The organism is Actinomadura rifamycini DSM 43936 (genome assembly GCF_000425065.1).
Taxonomy (GTDB): Bacteria; Actinomycetota; Actinomycetes; order Streptosporangiales; family Streptosporangiaceae; genus Spirillospora; species Spirillospora rifamycini.
Map to the genome: position 1 here is coordinate 71,545 of NZ_AULB01000034.1, position 15,720 is coordinate 87,264.

13 protein-coding genes are annotated in these 15,720 nt (G+C 72.7%); 5 read left to right on the top strand and 8 right to left on the bottom strand.

Annotation, left to right across the window (positions count from 1 at the left end; all coding sequences use genetic code 11):
* Nucleotides 1–83 precede the first annotated feature (83 nt).
* The 3 genes from H505_RS0128635 to H505_RS0128645 all read right to left on the bottom strand — a co-directional run bounded on the left by H505_RS0128635 (nucleotide 84) and on the right by H505_RS0128645 (nucleotide 4,889).
* Nucleotides 84–3,416 carry a DUF4132 domain-containing protein gene (locus H505_RS0128635; protein ID WP_026404720.1) on the bottom strand — a complete coding sequence of 1,111 codons (3,333 nt, stop codon included), beginning with the start codon at nucleotides 3,414–3,416 and terminating at the stop codon, nucleotides 84–86.
* An 80-nt stretch (nucleotides 3,417–3,496) separates the two neighbouring features.
* Complete coding sequence (locus tag H505_RS44920; protein ID WP_051301273.1) at nucleotides 3,497–4,228, bottom strand: peptidoglycan recognition protein family protein; 732 nt, start codon at nucleotides 4,226–4,228, stop codon at nucleotides 3,497–3,499.
* A 52-nt stretch (nucleotides 4,229–4,280) separates the two neighbouring features.
* On the bottom strand, nucleotides 4,281–4,889 hold the full coding sequence (locus tag H505_RS0128645) for a TetR/AcrR family transcriptional regulator (RefSeq protein WP_026404721.1): 609 nt from the start codon (nucleotides 4,887–4,889) through the stop codon (nucleotides 4,281–4,283).
* 95 nt (nucleotides 4,890–4,984) lie between these two features.
* Between H505_RS0128645 and H505_RS0128650 the strand changes: the two genes are divergently transcribed.
* Entirely contained in the window at nucleotides 4,985–6,430 is a 1,446-nt protein-coding gene (locus H505_RS0128650; protein ID WP_026404722.1) for an MFS transporter, read from the top strand.
* Nucleotides 6,431–6,497: 67 nt separating this feature from the next.
* Nucleotides 6,498–7,133, top strand: a complete 636-nt coding sequence (locus H505_RS0128655; RefSeq protein WP_026404723.1) for a hypothetical protein — start codon at nucleotides 6,498–6,500, stop codon at nucleotides 7,131–7,133.
* A gap of 9 nt (nucleotides 7,134–7,142) precedes the next feature.
* Here the strand turns inward: H505_RS0128655 and H505_RS0128660 are convergent, their stop codons facing one another.
* The 3 genes from H505_RS0128660 to H505_RS51220 are packed head-to-tail and all read right to left on the bottom strand — an operon-like array spanning nucleotide 7,143 to nucleotide 10,023.
* Entirely contained in the window at nucleotides 7,143–7,502 is a 360-nt protein-coding gene (locus tag H505_RS0128660; RefSeq protein WP_026404724.1) for a hypothetical protein, read from the bottom strand.
* Nucleotides 7,499–8,587 carry a serine/threonine-protein kinase gene (locus tag H505_RS51215; RefSeq protein ID WP_051301274.1) on the bottom strand — a complete coding sequence of 363 codons (1,089 nt, stop codon included), beginning with the start codon at nucleotides 8,585–8,587 and terminating at the stop codon, nucleotides 7,499–7,501. The genes H505_RS0128660 and H505_RS51215 overlap by 4 nt, the downstream gene beginning before the upstream one ends.
* On the bottom strand, nucleotides 8,584–10,023 hold the full coding sequence (locus tag H505_RS51220) for a serine/threonine-protein kinase (protein ID WP_051301275.1): 1,440 nt from the start codon (nucleotides 10,021–10,023) through the stop codon (nucleotides 8,584–8,586). Before H505_RS51220 ends, H505_RS51215 begins: the two co-directional genes overlap by 4 nt.
* Nucleotides 10,024–10,118: 95 nt before the next feature.
* On the opposite strand from H505_RS51220, the gene argG reads away from it, so the two are divergent.
* Nucleotides 10,119–11,564 (top strand): argininosuccinate synthase, encoded by a 1,446-nt coding sequence (gene argG / locus H505_RS0128675; RefSeq protein WP_026404725.1) that lies wholly within the window; start codon nucleotides 10,119–10,121, stop codon nucleotides 11,562–11,564.
* Here the strand turns inward: argG and H505_RS0128680 are convergent.
* The gene (locus H505_RS0128680) at nucleotides 11,561–12,583 is read right to left on the bottom strand and encodes a zinc-binding dehydrogenase (RefSeq protein WP_026404726.1); all 1,023 of its coding nucleotides are present in this window, start codon (nucleotides 12,581–12,583) and stop codon (nucleotides 11,561–11,563) included. The two genes, argG and H505_RS0128680, sit on opposite strands and share 4 nt — an antisense overlap.
* 47 nt (nucleotides 12,584–12,630) lie before the next feature.
* Complete coding sequence (locus tag H505_RS0128685) at nucleotides 12,631–12,996, bottom strand: MerR family transcriptional regulator (protein WP_026404727.1); 366 nt, start codon at nucleotides 12,994–12,996, stop codon at nucleotides 12,631–12,633.
* A 374-nt stretch (nucleotides 12,997–13,370) separates the two neighbouring features.
* Between H505_RS0128685 and H505_RS0128690 the strand changes: the two genes are divergently transcribed.
* Together H505_RS0128690 and H505_RS0128695 are read left to right on the top strand one after the other, a co-directional pair.
* Complete coding sequence (locus tag H505_RS0128690) at nucleotides 13,371–14,210, top strand: hypothetical protein (protein WP_157433159.1); 840 nt, start codon at nucleotides 13,371–13,373, stop codon at nucleotides 14,208–14,210.
* A partial coding sequence (locus H505_RS0128695; RefSeq protein ID WP_026404729.1) for a tetratricopeptide repeat protein occupies nucleotides 14,207–15,720 on the top strand: 1,514 nt, incomplete at its 3' end. The genes H505_RS0128690 and H505_RS0128695, both read left to right, overlap by 4 nt.

A 15,720-nucleotide genomic window follows, 5' to 3' on the forward strand; every position in this document is an offset into this window, starting at 1 on the left:
TGTGGGGGGCTTCGCCCCCCACGCCCCCCGGCACTCGTTGGGTGCGGGAATCGGGGATCGGGGATCGCGTTGGGGCGTTCGGGTCAGGACATCGCGGCGGTCAGTTCGGCGAGCACCTCCGATGCGGTGGCCGGGTCGAGGTCGCCGAAGGGGTGCTCGACGTACGGAATCGCCCTGGAGTCGTTCGGCGTGTGGTCGTCCAGCCAGATCTCCTTCGTGAACGCGTCGAATTCGTCGATGGCGATCGGGGGGTTCAGGCTGATGTTGAGGGAACGGCCGCCCGGGACCGCTCGATAGAAGGCGTGCTGGAGTCCCGCGTCCATGGGAGCGGTGCGATGCCAGCCGAGCCGGTCCAGCGTCCGCGTGGCGAACGTCCTGCCCTGGAAGCGCTCCAGGCGGCGTGCGGCGCGCTCGGCGTCGGTCAGGGTGTGGACGGTGCGCTCCAGCTGCGGGAACGGTTGCAGGATCTCGTACTCGGAGAAGAGCGCCGACCACGCCTCCAGTGACCCGTCCAGGTCGACCGGGTGCGGGATGCCGATGGCGGCGGAATCCGGGACGGTCAGGACGTCGTCGGCGGCGTCGGCGAACGTGCCGTCCTCGGCGACGCGGAACGCGGCGGCCTTGCCCCCGTCCTCGGCGACCCAGACCAGCCGCCGCACGATGTGGCCGATCAGGGGGTGCTCGACGAGCAGGCGCCGGAAGTCGCCGACCGGCCAGCGGCGCCGCGTGAGCATCGACCTCTCCAGGCGGTGGATCTGGTCGGCGGCCACCATCTGCACGTCCTTCTTCAGGGCGGCGAACCGCTTGTAGGCGGCGGGCGCCATCTCGGGGTCGTCCTTGGCGCCCGGTTTGGGGAGGGCCTTGCGGGCGGCGCCGTTCTCGTCCCGCACCAGCGGCCGGAGGTTCTCATCGAAGCCGACGTGGAAGCGGCGCCGCCCGTAGTCCAGGACGAGCCCGCCGGAGGCGTCCAGGCCGAAGTCGGGGACGAGCCGGTCGGCCAGTTGCTCGGAGGTGAGCCCCAGCCCGTCCGCGACCTTCCTGATCTTGTCTCGGGCGTGGTCCCGGAGAGCCTCGAACTTCACCTTCTGCGCGATGCCGTGCAGGTGCATCAGCGCGACGTCCGTGCCGATCCCCGCCAGGATCTCCAGCCCGGCCACGGCCTTGTGGTGACCGTTCCGGCCCGGCCAGGCGCGGATGACCGGGGTGAGCCTGCGGACCGTCTCGTCGTCGCCGAGCCAGGCGAGCTGCGCCAGCGCCCAGTTGTCCTTGGCGGGTGCCCCGCTCTGCTCCCACAACTGGAACAGCGCCCACCCGAACTCGGCCAGCGACCCCGGATCGCACAGCTCCCGGACCACGTCCACGCCCGCGTAGACCGCCCCGGGTGCGGACATGGCCAGCATCGTCAGCACGTGGCCCGCCGCGTCGGCCGGGAGCGCATCCCGCCTGCCGCGCAACCGGATCTGCGGCAGCGAGTGCGGACTCGCCCACGTGCCCACGGACGGCATGCGGGCCGGCAGCCGCTCCAGTCCGTCCACCGTCACCAGCGCCTCGACGGCGCGCGCGGCCTCGTCACCGTGTGCCCGCGCCGCCGCATCGGCGATCTCTTCGACCGGGTACTTGCGGGCCAGCAGCCGCAGCGCTTCCTCGGCGTCCCCCCGCCGCGCGCCGGGACGACCCACCGCATCCGGGACCAGCAGCGGCACCGCATCCAGGCCATGCCGGTCGAACCAGGCCAGCGCCGCCTCCCGCCGCTCCTCGCTCGGCCGGGGCAGGTACCCGGCCGTCAACCGCGCCGCGCCGACGTCCAGGAACGGCATCAGCACATCGGCGTACTCGACCGGATCGAACTTGGTCGCCGCCATCGCGGTGGGCAGCGCCTCAAGCCCGAACCGCGCCGCCAACTGCCGTACACAGCTGATCGCGGCACGTCCCTTCGGCTCCCGCATAGCCGGCAGCGACCGGACCTTGTCCTCGGAGCAGTGGGTGACCACGGCTTGCAACGGGGAGTACAAGATGTACCCCTTGGCGATCGCATCGTCGGCGAGCTCGTCCCAGCTCCACCCTTCCGGCTTGTGATCCGACTTGGGCTGCGCCCAGCGGTCCCGCTCGCCGGGCGCCCAGCGCATCGCGGGCCCGGGCGGGGCGAGCCTCGGCACCACGTCCGGCTTGGTGGTGCGCGCCCATGGCGGGTCGACCAGGAGCGGCGGCAGCGCGTCCGCCGGGGCGTCCGGCAGCCTGTCGTCGCCGTCGAGCAGCCCGTCGATGACCGCGCGTACCTCGGGCGCCAGGCCGGGCAGGGCCTCGGCCGCCAGGTCGCGGTTGGCCTCGACGTGCTCGGCGAGCAGCCTGCCGAGCTGCGGCGAACCGGACGCGGCCGGTGCCAGCAGGCGCAGCGCCCGGACGGGGAAGCGCCGCACCGCGTCGAGCAGCGCGGGCAGAACGATCTTGCGTCCGGTGTGGTCCACCAGGTCGGCACGCTCCACCAGACCCTGGAACGCCGCCTCGCCCGGCAGGACCGCCAGCATCTCCGGAACGCTCTTGCGGACGGTGTCGTTGCCGGGTTCGAGGTCGAGCGCCTCGAGGAACAGCGGCGTGATGGCGTCCCCGGCCCCGTCCACCATGGTGATCACGACCGACCGGTCCCAGGACCACACCAAGCTGCTGTTCGCCTGGATCGCCCGCACGGCCATATCGACGTGCCGGGACGACCCCAGCGACGCGAAGAGCATCCTCCAGAAGCCCCAGCCGCTGTCGTAATGCCGGGTCGCCGGGAAGCAGTCCTCCACCCAGTCGTGCCGGTCGGGCACCAGGAAGGAGACCGCCACCCGCTTCGTCGGGGCACGGCGATGCTCCGCCAGACGCTCCACCGCCTCCCGGTACTCCTCGTCGGAGGCGACCGCCAGCAGGCCGCGCAGCCGCGCACCGGTCTGCGGCAGCCCGGTCGACCCGACCGTGCGACTGCCGACCTCCATCCGGTCATCGATGGAGGCGATCCCGTGGTCGCCCCAGTGAAGCCCGCTGAGCTCGGCGAACGCGCAGGCGGCGAAGGCCGGCCCGTGCTCGCTCACCCAGGCGTCCGCCAGCGGCTTCGCGATCGTTCCCCCGGCCAGGTGGGAAGTCCCGCCCGTCGCGTGGGTCAGCAGGGCGGCGACCACGGCCGCGCCGAGCGGATTCGCACCGCCGGACACGTACTCGTGCGCCGCCTCGGCCGGCTCCGCGCCGACACCGGCCCGCTCGGCGAGCGGTGCCGACGCCTCCAGCCGGGCGAACCGCTCGCGCAGGTTCGCGCTCGCGGAGCGGTCGATCTTGATTCTGGAACCCGGCCGCCCGCCGCGCCGCGGGTACAGCGAGCGTCGCCAGGCGTCGGGGAAGTTCAGGGCGTTCTCATCTGATGGGGAACTCGGCTGCTCGTCCATGGCTCCTTGCCGAAGGTCGGGTACGGCAGAGCAGCGTAGAGATCACCCCGGACAAGGCCGCGGCCTCTCCCCGCCGACGGTCAGCCGGTGGGACCGTGGTCGTAGGGGTGGCGGGGGCCCGGGAGGCCGCTGGGGGCGGGGCGGGACAGGATCGTCAGGCGCGGCTTCGTCGGGTGGGCGGCGACCTGGGTGCGGAGCTTCGGGAGCAGCGCGTACAGGACGTCGCCGGGGCAGGCGGTCGCGTTGAAGTCGCGGTGGCCGACGATCGCGGTGTGCGGGTCGAGTCCGTAGACGTCGCACAGCCACGCGCACGTCTCGACGAGCCGGGCCCACAGGGCGTCGGTGGGCTCGGCGGTCATGTAGGTGCCCTCGTTCTCGATGCCGATCGTGTGCTCGTTGTGGCCGAGGGTGTGGGCGCCCATCACGTGCTTGCGGGCCCGGATCGCGTCGATGCTGCGGTTGCGGCCCTCCATGAGGTGGCCGCCGCGGTCGATGGTGAGCTGCTGGCCGGTGTCGTCCCAGCCGTTGGAGTCCATGTGGAAGTCCTGGATGGACCGGGACAGCGCGAACGCGTGCTCCAGCGAGTGGTCCGCGGAGTTCGGCGTGGCGGTGTGGTGGACGACGATGCGGTCGGGGGCGCGGTCGAGGACGGTCGCAGCGGTCTTGGGAGCGCGGGCCCGCCAGTCGGCGCGGGTGTAGAGGCGGGGGGCGGTCCGAGCCGACGCGGACGGGAGCGGGCCGAGCAGTGCGCCGCCCATCGCCGCCGCGGTGCCGCCGATGAGGCGGCGGCGGGTGAGGTGGTGCGAGGACATGGTTTCCCTCCGGTGTGATCACGTCGGACGATAACGGGAAACGCCCTCCGTTTCACGGGTGCGCGTAGGCACCGGCGGCGGCGGCGCGGGCGGCGGCGTCCGCGCTCCGGTCGGCGACGGCGTCGTCGAGCGGGTCGCCGGTGACGAGGAAGCGGTAGTACAGCGGGGCGGAGACGGCGCGGACGACCTCGGCGGCGTCGGTGCCCGCGGGGACCTCGCCGCGCGCGGCGGCCTGCTCGACGACCGGGGCCCATTCGGCGATGCGGGCGGCGTAGAAGCGGTGCAGGGCCTCGGCGGTGCGCTCGTCGTGGGTCGCGGCGGCGATCACCGCCTTGAACAGCGCGCCCTGGCGGGGGTCGGTGAGGGTGCCCGCGACGAGCCGGGCGTTGGCGCGCAGGTCGTCCGCGAGGGCGCCGGTCTCGGTGCGCGGGACGGACTGCTCGGCCATGTCGGCGAGGAGGTCGGCGACCAGGTTCTGCGGGGTGCCCCAGCGGCGGTAGACGGTCGTCTTGCCGACGTCGGCGCGGCGGGCGATGTCGGCGAGGTCCACGCCCGCGAAACCGCACTCGATCAGCGCGTCCTCGGCGGCGCGGAGGACGGCGGCGCGAATGCGGGCGGTGCGCCCGCCGGGGCGGACGGTGCCGGGACTCCCATCGGTCATAACGGAACTCCAGTTTCATTAGTGCGATGCCCGTGTTACGGTCACCCTCATCTTAACGGGACTCCAGACCCGTTAGCTCGTGAAGGGGATTGCTCATGACCGTGTTCGCCACGGCCGCACCGGAGGACGTCCCGTCCCGGTCGCGGATGACCGGCCGGGAACGGCTGCTGCTCACACTCCTGCTCGGCGCCCAGTTCATGGTCGCCGTGGACTTCTCGATCCTGAACGTCGCGCTGCCCGAGGTCGGCGCGGGCCTCGGGTTCTCGCTCGCGAACCTCCCGTGGATCGCCACCGCGTTCGCGCTCGCCGCCGCCGGGTTCACGCTCCTGTTCGGCCGGGTGGCCGACCTCGTGGGACGCAAGCGGCTGTTCGTCGGCGGCATGGCCGTGCTCGGCGCGGCCTCGCTGCTGGGCGGGCTGGCGACCGGCCCGGAGGTCCTGCTGGCCGCCCGGGTGCTGCAAGGGCTGGCGACCGCCGCGGTCACCCCGGCCGGGCTCGCGCTGCTGACGACCGCGTTCCGGGAGGGGCCGCTGCGCGAGCGGGCGCTGGGCCTCAACGGGGCGCTGATGTCGGCCGGGTTCACCGCGGGCGCGATCCTGGGCGGCCTGCTGACGAGCCTGCTGTCGTGGCGCTGGGCGTTCCTGATCAACGTGCCGGTCGCGGCCCTGGTCGTCGCGCTGGCGCCGCGGGTGATCGGCGAGGACCGGCCCGGCGCGCGGCCCCGGCTGGACGTGCCGGGCGCCGTGACCGTCACGGGCGGGCTGCTGCTGGTGGTGTTCGGCCTCACCCGCGCCGGCGAGCACGGCTGGACGGCTCCGGCGACGCCGCTCGCGCTGGCCGCCGGGGCCCTGCTGCTCGCCGCGTTCTGGTTCGTCGAGCGCCGCGCGGCCGAACCGCTCGTCCCGACGAGCCTGCTGAAGCGCCGCAGCGTCGTGTGGGGCAACGTCGCGGGGCTGGTCGCGTTCGTCACCGAGACGTCGCTGGTCTTCCTCCTCACCCTCTACCTGCAGAAGGTCCTGGACTACTCGCCGCTGGCCACCGGCCTGGCGTTCGGGGTGCTGGGGCTCGGCACCGTGCTGGGCGGGACGCTCGGCGGCCGGGCGGTCGGACGGTTCGGCGCCCGCGCGACCATCGCGGGCGGCGGGCTCGTGCAGGCGGCGGCGACGCTGGCGCTCGTCGCGCTGGGCGCGTCCGGCGGCTGGATCTGGCTGCTGCTCGCCGGCACGTTCGTCGGCGGGGTCGGCAACATGCTGGTGATCGTCGCGTTCATGGTGACGGCGACGTCCGGGCTGCCGGACGCCGAGCAGGGGCGGGCCACCGGCATCGCCACGATGAGCCAGCAGATCGGCATCACCATGGGCACCCCCGTGATGGGCGCGGTCGCGGCGGCCGCGATGGCCGGGGGCGCCGGGGCGGACGCGGTGCTGTCGGGGGTGCGGGTCGCGATCGGCGTCAACGCCGCCCTGGTGGTCGCCGGGTCGCTCCTGGCCGCGGCCTTCCTCGGACGCGCCCGCGGGCCCGCGCGGGGATCCGCCGGCTGACCGCGGCGGGGTGGCCACCAGCGGCCGCTCCGTGGTGCGGGGCCCGCGCGGAACATACGATCGCCGCGTGCGGGGCGCGTTCGCCAGGGAAGCGGCCCACTTCGGGCGCCGCCACCGCGCCCTGCTCGCGGTGTCCGCGGTGGTCCTCGCCGGCACGGTGGCGTACCGGATCGCGAGCGGGCCGAACGAGGTCGACTGGCTCCCGGCGGACGCCGGCCGGGACTGGTTCGCGGTGTGCGAGGGCACGGCGTTCACCCGGGCGGCCCCCTACGCGGGCCCGGGCCCGCACCCGGTCAAGATCTTCGGCGCGCCGAGTCCGGGGAGCGGCGGCGAGCAGGACCCGGACAAGCCGCCCGCGTCGTGGGATCCCCGGCGCGCCGACCAGGTGCAGCTCGTCGCGTGCGCCGAGCTCGTCGAGGGCAGGACCGAGGGCAGGGTCGAGTGCCCCAGGTACGCCGAGCGGTACCCGCTCGACCCCAGCGGCTCGCCCCCGGAACCGGCCGGTTACGTCAGCCTCATGGAGAAGCGGTACGAGGTGCGCCTCTACGAGGCCCGGACGGGCGAGGAGGTCGCGTCGTGGGAGGTCCTCGGCGAGGACCGGTCCTGCCCGGTGTCGGCGTACGGCGCCGTGCTGTTCTCGGGCATCCTGCCGTCGCAGTGGAAGCGCCTCCTGCACGAGCATGTCGAGGGACGCGCGGACTGAGCCGTCCGGTCAGCGCGTCCAGTCGCGGGGGCGGCGCGGCGCCCGGACGGCGGGCCGGACCAGGACGGCCGCGGCGGCGAGCACGCACCCCGCGGGCACCCAGCCGACCGGGGTGCCGGTGACGGCGAACTTGACGAAGACGAGCGCCGCCGTGCCGAGCGCGGCGAGGGCGGTCGCCCACCAGACCCGCCGGTCGCGCCGGACGAGCCGGGCCAGCACCAGCGCGGTCACCGCGGTGAGCCCGAGCGCCCGCATCAGGGCGGGCAGCGTCAGGGCGTGGTCGCCGGGCGCACCCCAGACCAGGGCGGTCACGGCGAGCATGGCGCCGAGCGCGGCGGCGAGGGCGAGCAGGGCGCGGACCGGGCTCAACACGTCCCCTCGATGAGGCACGGCGGCAGGCTGAACGTGGGGACCGGCGGGGTGAACGAGAACACCGGCCCGGGCCACCGGGAGGGCGCCGCGGGCGCGGGCGGGACGGACGGCACCGGGGCGGACGCCGCCGGGGTCGGGCGGGGCGCGCTCGGCGGCACCGCCTCCGGGCCCGTCCCGCAGCCGCGCACCTGGCTGAGCGGCAGCGCCACGCACAGCGCCGCGATGCCGAGCGCGGCGGGCCGGTGCCAGCGCGGCGGCTCGCCCTCGGCGGCGTCCAGGACGTCCGGGGAGGCGAGCAGCTCCTCGGCCCGGTCCGCGCGGAGCCGCCGGGCCGGGTCCTTCTCCAGCAGCCCCATGACGACGCCGGCGAGCCCGGGCGGGCCGGGCGGCGGGTCCGGCCGGTCGGTGAGGACGGCGCCGAACGAGGCCATCGCGCTCTCCCGCCGGAACGGCGCCCGGCCGGTCAGCGCGGCGTACAGGGTGACGCCGAGGGAGAACAGGTCGGAGGCGGGCGCGGCGCGGCCGTGCCCGCGCATGCGCTCGGGCGCGACGTAGCCGGGCGTGCCGATGGGCAGGCCGGTGCGGGTCAGCCGCTCCGCGTCGTCCGTGCTGGCGATGCCGAAGTCGGCCAGCACGACCCGTCCGTCATCGCACAGGAACACGTTCGCGGGCTTGACGTCGCGGTGCACCACGCCCTGCGCGTGGGCGGCGCGGAGGGCCCGCAGGACCGCCAGGGACACCTCCCGGACGCGCTCGGGCGGCAACGGGCCGCGGTCGCGGATCTCCCGGTCGAGGGCCCGGCCGGACAGCAGCTCCATCACGATCCACGGCCGGCCGTCCTCGGTCAGGACGTCGTGGACGCGGACGATCCCGGGGTGCCGCAGCCGCGCCGCCGCGCGCGCCTCGCGCACCGCGCGCTCGACGAGCCGGCGGCGCCGGGCGTCGTCCGCGCCGTCCGGCAGCAGCAGCTCCTTCACCGCGACGTCGCGGCGCATCGTCTCGTCGCGGGCCCGCCAGACCGCGCCCATGCCGCCCCGGCCGAGTTCGGCGGTGAGCCGGTAGCGGCCGCGCAGCAGCGTCATCGCCGCCTCCGCAGCTCGGCGAGCACCGCGCGGGCGGCGTCCTCGGCCGCGCGCCGGGCGTCCGGTGCCCCGGCCCCGCCCCGGTGCAGAACGCCGACCACCAGGTTGGCGTCCCGCATGATGACCTCCACCTCGTCCACCTCGCCCGTGCCGGCCGCGCGCACCTCGCGGACGAACGCGTCGTCGGCGAGGCCGCCGAGGGGGCGGGGGCGGCGGGCGCGGTACCGGTCGGTGACGAGGGACGGCCGGTCCGCGTCGGCCTCCGTGATGTCGAACGGGTAGCGCTCGTCCTCCTCGACGTTGTGGACGCTCAGGAAGCGCAGCCACCGGTGCGCCTCCCGGACGGACGCGTGCCGCGGCCCGACCGGGCGGCCGTAGGCGCCGACGTAGCCCTCGAACCAGCGCAGGACGACGTCGCCGCCGTCGCATTCGCGCAGGTCCTCGTTGTCGAGGGCGGGCTGGGCCGCCGCGAAGCGCAGCGCCCCGGCCTGCATCGGGCACGGCCGGAAGCCGGGCGGGTAGCGCGCCTCGCCGCGCGGCCCGGTGACGTACGCGGGCAGCAGGAAGACCGCCGCGGGCACGGCGACGGCCGCCAGCCACGACACCTCCAGGACGGGGGCGCCGCGCCCCGGGCGCCGCTTCCGGCCGGCGGCGACCGCGCGCAGCGCCGCCGCGGCCCGCTCGGCGTCCGGCCGGGCGGCCGGGTCCTTGCGCAGCAGCCCGGCGAGCAGCGGCCGCAGCGGGCCCGCGCGGCGCGGGCGCGGCGGCGGTTCGGTGAGGGTGGCCGCGACCGTGGCGGCGTCCGACGGACGGCCGAACGCGGACCGGCCCTCGACCGCCGTGTACAGGGTCGCGCCGAGCGAGAACAGGTCGGAGCGCCCGTCGGCGCCGCGGCCGTCCAGCCGTTCGGGGGCGATGTAGCCGGGCGAGCCGACGACGGTCCCGGTGCGGGTGAGCGCCGGGTCCCCGTCGAGGTCGGCGATCCCGAAGTCGGTCAGCACGACGCGCCCGTCGTCGCCGAGGAGCACGTTGCCGGGCGTCACGTCCCGGTGCAGGACGCCCGCGCGGTGGGCCGCCAGCAGCGCGTCGAGGACGGCCGCGCCGATCCGCGCGGCCTCGCGCGGCGGGACCGGCAGCGCCTCCCGCAGCGACCGGCCCGCCACCGCCTCCATGACGATCCAGGGCCGGTCGTCCTCGAGGAACACGTCGTGGACGGTGATGATCGACGGGTGGTCGAGCCTCCCGGCGGCGCGGGCCTCCCGGACGGCCCGGCGGCACAGCCGGCCGCGCTCGCGGGCGTCGAGGCCGGCGGGGAGAAGGACCTCCTTGACGGCGACGCGCCTGCGCAGCAGCGTGTCGTCGGCCTCCCAGACCCGGCCCATGCCGCCGCGGCCGAGCTCGCGCACGAGCCGGTACCGCCCCGCGACCACGGTCATGGACCGCATGATCCCCGCCCGCCCGTCCGCTGTAAACGGTGTTCGCGGCCGACCCGGTTTTGCATGTTCATGCAGTGTCGTGCATACTTGTGCTCATGTCCAAGGTGCTCACCTCTCTGCCTGTCGGCGAACGTGTCGGAATCGCCTTCTCCGGCGGCCTCGACACCTCGGTCGCGGTCGCGTGGATGCGCGAGAAGGGTGCCGTGCCGTGCACCTACACCGCCGACATCGGCCAGTACGACGAACCCGACATCGGGTCCGTGCCGGGACGGGCGTCCGACTACGGCGCGGAGGTCGCGCGGCTGGTCGACTGCCGCGCCGCGCTCGTCGAGGAGGGCCTCGCCGCGCTCGCCTGCGGCGCCTTCCACATCCGCTCCGGCGGGCGCGCGTACTTCAACACGACCCCGCTCGGCCGCGCCGTCACGGGGACGCTGCTGGTGCGCGCGATGCTCGAGGACGACGTCCAGATCTGGGGCGACGGGTCCACCTTCAAGGGCAACGACATCGAGCGGTTCTACCGGTACGGGCTGCTCGCGAACCCCGCGCTGCGCATCTACAAGCCGTGGCTGGACGCCGACTTCGTGAGCGAGCTCGGGGGCCGCACGGAGATGTCGGAGTGGCTCCAGGCGCGCGACCTGCCCTACCGGGACAGCACCGAGAAGGCGTACTCGACGGACGCCAACATCTGGGGCGCGACGCACGAGGCGAAGGCGCTCGAGCACCTCGACGCGGGCATCGAGATCGTCGACCCGATCATGGGCGTCCGGTTCTGGGACCCCGCGGTCGAGATCGCGGCCGAGGACGTCACGGTCGGCTTCGAGCTCGGCCGTCCGGTCACGATCAACGGCAAGGAGTTCGCCTCCCCGGTGGACCTCGTGCTGGAGGCCAACGCGATCGGCGGCCGGCACGGCATGGGCATGTCGGACCAGATCGAGAACCGGGTCATCGAGGCCAAGAGCCGCGGCATCTACGAGGCGCCCGGGATGGCGCTGCTGCACGCGGCCTACGAGCGGCTCGTCAACGCGATCCACAACGAGGACACGCTCGCCGCGTACCACAACGAGGGCCGCCGCCTCGGCCGGCTGATGTACGAGGGCCGCTGGCTCGACCCGCAGGCGCTCATGCTGCGCGAGTCGCTGCAGCGCTGGGTCGGCACCGCGGTCACCGGCGAGGTGACGCTGCGGCTGCGGCGCGGCGAGGACTACTCGATCCTCGACACGTCCGGCCCGGCGTTCAGCTACCACCCGGACAAGCTGTCGATGGAACGTACCGAGGACTCGGCGTTCGGCCCCGTCGACCGCATCGGCCAGCTCACCATGCGCAACCTGGACATCGCCGACTCCCGCGCCCGGCTGGAGCAGTACGCCGGGATCGGCATCGTCGGCAGCTCGCAGCCGACGCTCGTCGGCGCCGCGCAGGCGGCCTCGACCGGGCTGATCGGCGCGATGCCCGCGGGCGGCGCCGAGGCGATCGCCTCCCGCGGCGAGGTCGACGGCGAGGAACTGCTCGACCGCGCCGCGATGGAGTCCGGCACCGACTAGCGCCAGGGATCGAGGGCGTGCTTGCCGCGGGTAGTGCCGGCTTCGAGTTGCCGTAGCACCTTCGGCCCTTCGACCAAGGGGTGAACCTGAGGAGTGCCCGGCGGGTAGACACCGTCGGCGACGAGCGCCTCGATCTCGGTGAGCAGCGACCGGTAGACGGACGGGGCCTCTCTCGTGAGCGCACCGATGTGCAGGCCCTTGATCGCCGCATGGTGGGTGAAGACCAGGTCGTGCGTGGTGACGGCGGCATCGCCCGAGGCGGCGCCGAAGACGACGATGCGGCCGGTGAAGGGTTTGGCGACCGCCAGGCTGGCGGCGAACGTGGCCTTGCCCACCGATTCCAGGACCAGGTCGACCCCGGCCCCGCCGGTCAGCCGGGTGATCTCGGCGACCAGTCCGGGATGGCGGCCGTCCAGGACCTCGTCGGCACCGAGCGCTTCGACGGCGGCGTGCTTGGCCGGGGAGGCCGTGGCGAGCACGCGGGCGCCGTAGTGGCGGGCGAGGCGGACCGCGGCCTGTCCCACGCCTCCGGCCGCGGCATGGACGAGCACCGCATCGCCGGTCTCGATCCCACCCAGCGGCTTGAGCGCCGCCAGCGCGGTGGCCCAGTTCAGCACCATTCCGAGCGCTTCGGCGTCGCTCCAGCCGGTCGGCACGGGCAGGACGCCGGCGGCCGGCATCGTCATGTACTGCGCGAAGGCGCCCGGACCGGTTCCGATGACGTGGGTGCCGAGCGGCAGTGGACTCTCGACGTCCGCGCCGATCCCCACGATCTCGCCGGCGGCCTCGAAGCCCGCCACGTAGGGTGCCCGCGGCCCTCCGGCGTACGTTCCATGGGTCTGCATGACATCGGCGAAGTTGACCCCGGCGGCGCCGACGCGGATCAGGTAGTCGCCGGGCCCCGGGGTGGGACGACGGTGACCAGTGGCGAGGGCCAGGTCCTTCGGTCCCCGGTGCGAGTGCTGGATCAGTGCTCGTATCGTCTGGTCAGCGGTCCGCCGCGGCTTGTTGGTCTCCATGCACCAGAACGTAGGAACCTGACACTTGCGTCAAGGTCAAGCAGCTCTCAGCGATCGGTGCGGCGGGCCTCCCGAAGGTAGGCGTCCAGGGCCGTCTGCTGATCGTTGAGAATGGCGATGCGTGCAGCGAGCCGATCGCGATAGCTCTGCACCTCGTGCAGGAACTCCGCGCACACCGCCTCGGTCCCGGCATCGGTTCCGTCGGTGAGGCCAGGCAGGATTTCCCTGATCAACCGCACCGGCAGCCCGGACTCCAGCAAGGAGCGGATGACGAGCACCCGGTCGATCGTGGACTGGCAGTAGTCGCGGAACCCGTTCCCGAAGCGGCCCGGGACGATCAGGCCCTCATCCTCGTAGTGCCGCAAGGATCGTGCACTCACACCACTGACCCGGGCGGCTTCGCCGATCTTCACATCTGAAGGGAACGTCCGAGATCACCGAGATCTTCCAGCACCGAGCGTGCCGCGGCGATGTGAAAACCTGCTCATGCGCCGACAACGTCATGTCCCGCACCGGCTAGCTCCAAAACTGCCGGATGTGGCCGTTTGGCTCTGCCGGAGGGCCGCGTCCAGTGGTCGGCGGCTAGCCTTGGAACATGCCTCTCCCGGCCTGGTTGTCCATCGGACCTCCCGCTGTTGGTAAGGCTCTCGATGAGTTGAGCCGGCAGTCCACCCTGGGCTCGAGCAGGTTCATACCTCGAAACTTTCTGCTGGAGGAGCGGCCGTCCGATCCGAGGACCGCGCGGTACCTCGAGGCCGCCTCGCAGCACATCGACGGAACCGCTCCGGTGGAGACGCTGGATCAGATCACGGCCTTTCACAACGAGTACGTGGTCAACTTCCTCCAGCAGGGGACGCGCGCCGATTTTTTCAGCCAGGACGCGGACGAGTGTCCTGAAACATTTCGGGACCATGCGGTAGAACCGGGGTCCGGGTTCTCGAACCACAGCATCGAGCTCGGCACCGTGGAGTTGCTAGACCCGATCGCCTGGCAGTCCACCGAGCCTCTGGAGAGGGTGCGCGCGCTGATCTCCAGCGTTGCCAACGGACGACGGTCCGGACTTGTCGCGAAAAATGTCCAAAAAGACCTCGACTACCTACTGCAGAGCTGGCAGCAGACCGCGCACAACGGGCCGATGCGAGCTTTCTTGTGGGAGGATCTGGAACCGGTTCTGACGAGGCTGGACGGCGGTTGGCCCGATGAGGTCCGGGACAGGCTGGGCATGGTCGACCTCGATCCGACATTGCTCTATCCGGGGGCGGGAATCGATATCTGCGTCTTCAGGTACTCGATCAAACGGGTGCCGAAAGAGGATTCGGGGAATCGCCTCGCGCTGCGTCCGACCGTCTTCGACGACCGTCTCGCCGAGAACTTCTGCACGTCACAGCCGGCCCTGGGTTTCGGGCATTCGGTCGACCTCACGAAAAGTGAGAAGCTGGTGCGCGAGGTCGTCCATCCGGCGATCAAACTCCGTGCGGACGAGCTCTGGGCCGCGGGCACCGTGCGGGCACAGCCCGACGCGGATTTGACGGAGGCCAGGACCTATCACCTCCTGAAACTGAGCCAGTTCTGCGATGCGAACTTCCAGGCGGCTTTCGAAGCGACGGACGAGGACCTCTTCCGGTGACCAGCAGAGTGGATGTTCTGAGCAGCAGGATCGAGGAGGTCTTCACCAGCGGCGTCCCCCCGTGGCTCCTGTTCTTCACCAGGGATTCCCAGGCCGCCCTCGACGCCCTTTTCAAGATGACCTATTACCACGGTCGTCTGAACACGATGGACCCCGACCTGCTGCTGATCAACTGGGCGTCCGCCGTCAAGGCCCCCGAGTTCCACGCGGAACTCGATCGGGCGCTGTCGGACTGGATCACCGCCGAGTGGGAGCACCGGGGCCCGACGACAGGGGTGACCGACGCGACCTGGCAGTACGCGCTGCGCACGATCGCCAGCCTGGAACAGGCGCCGGTGGCCACCCTCGCCGCCTTGAGGTCGCGATTCGAGGAGGCGCCGGGCCGGATCGGGATGATGACCCGGAACAGGGCCCATGACCCCATCGGTTGGTACTGGGCCGCGCTGTCCCGTGCGCAGACCGATGACTGGCTGGTTCCCCACTGGTTTCGCCTGTGCAACCTGGTTCCGGGCACGCCGCTGTTCCACGGAAGGTGGGGGCTGCTGGGATTGCGGCGCGCACCGAACCCGAGCGGTGACGGCCCTCCGGCCATCGCCGTATCGGGTCTGCGAGAGTTCCTTTCGGCGCTCAACGCTCAGGTCGAGCAGCACCACATCCGGGCGGGCGGGGCGCGGATGCTGGCGATCACCGAATGCCAGGCCGTACTGCGCGCCAACCCCACCAACGCATGGCGGCGGGAGATGTGGGCCCATCTCGCTGACCTCACCGCTCCGGCCGCGGACTGGCTGCCCTCCGTCTTGGGTCCCCGCCCCGCACACATCGCACGAACGCCGAACCGGGTGGTGCCCAGAGCCGACTGGGCGGCGCGAGCCAAAGACATAAGCGGCCAACTGGCGACCCAAGGAAGTCGAGCGCTTCAACCGGCTCTCCGCCTGCTCGACGAGCAGCGCGAATATAATGCCAAAACAGGAGCGACGTACAACTTGGTGCGTTCCCTTTGTGTGTTCAGTCATACGATCGTCACCAGGCAGCCCGGGCAGGCGATGCTCGCGGTCCGATGGGCTGATGAGGCTCGCGCCCTCGAGCCATGGAATGCATACACCTGGACGATCTCCTCCCGTGCCCGGGTCGCTGCCGGTGATGACGATATGGCGATTTCGATCGCCTACGAGTCGCTCGATCGCTTTCCGGAAGATGTCATCGTTCGCTGCAGCTTGGCCGAGGTGCTCAAAGCCGCGGGCCGTCTCGATGAGTCCGAGTCGGTCTACCGGGAAACGCAGGCGCGCTTTCCGGGCGAACCTAATGTTCGCAATGGCCTGGCTGAAGCACTGAAAGCCGCGGGCCGTCTCGATGAGGCCGAGTCGGTCTACCGGGAAACGCTGACGCGCTTTCCGGACGAAATCAAGGCCCGCAACGGCCTGGCTGAGGTGCTCAAAGCGGTGCACCGCCTCGATGAGGCTGAGGCGATGTATCGGGAAACCGTCGCCCGCTTCCCGAGGAATGAGTTCGC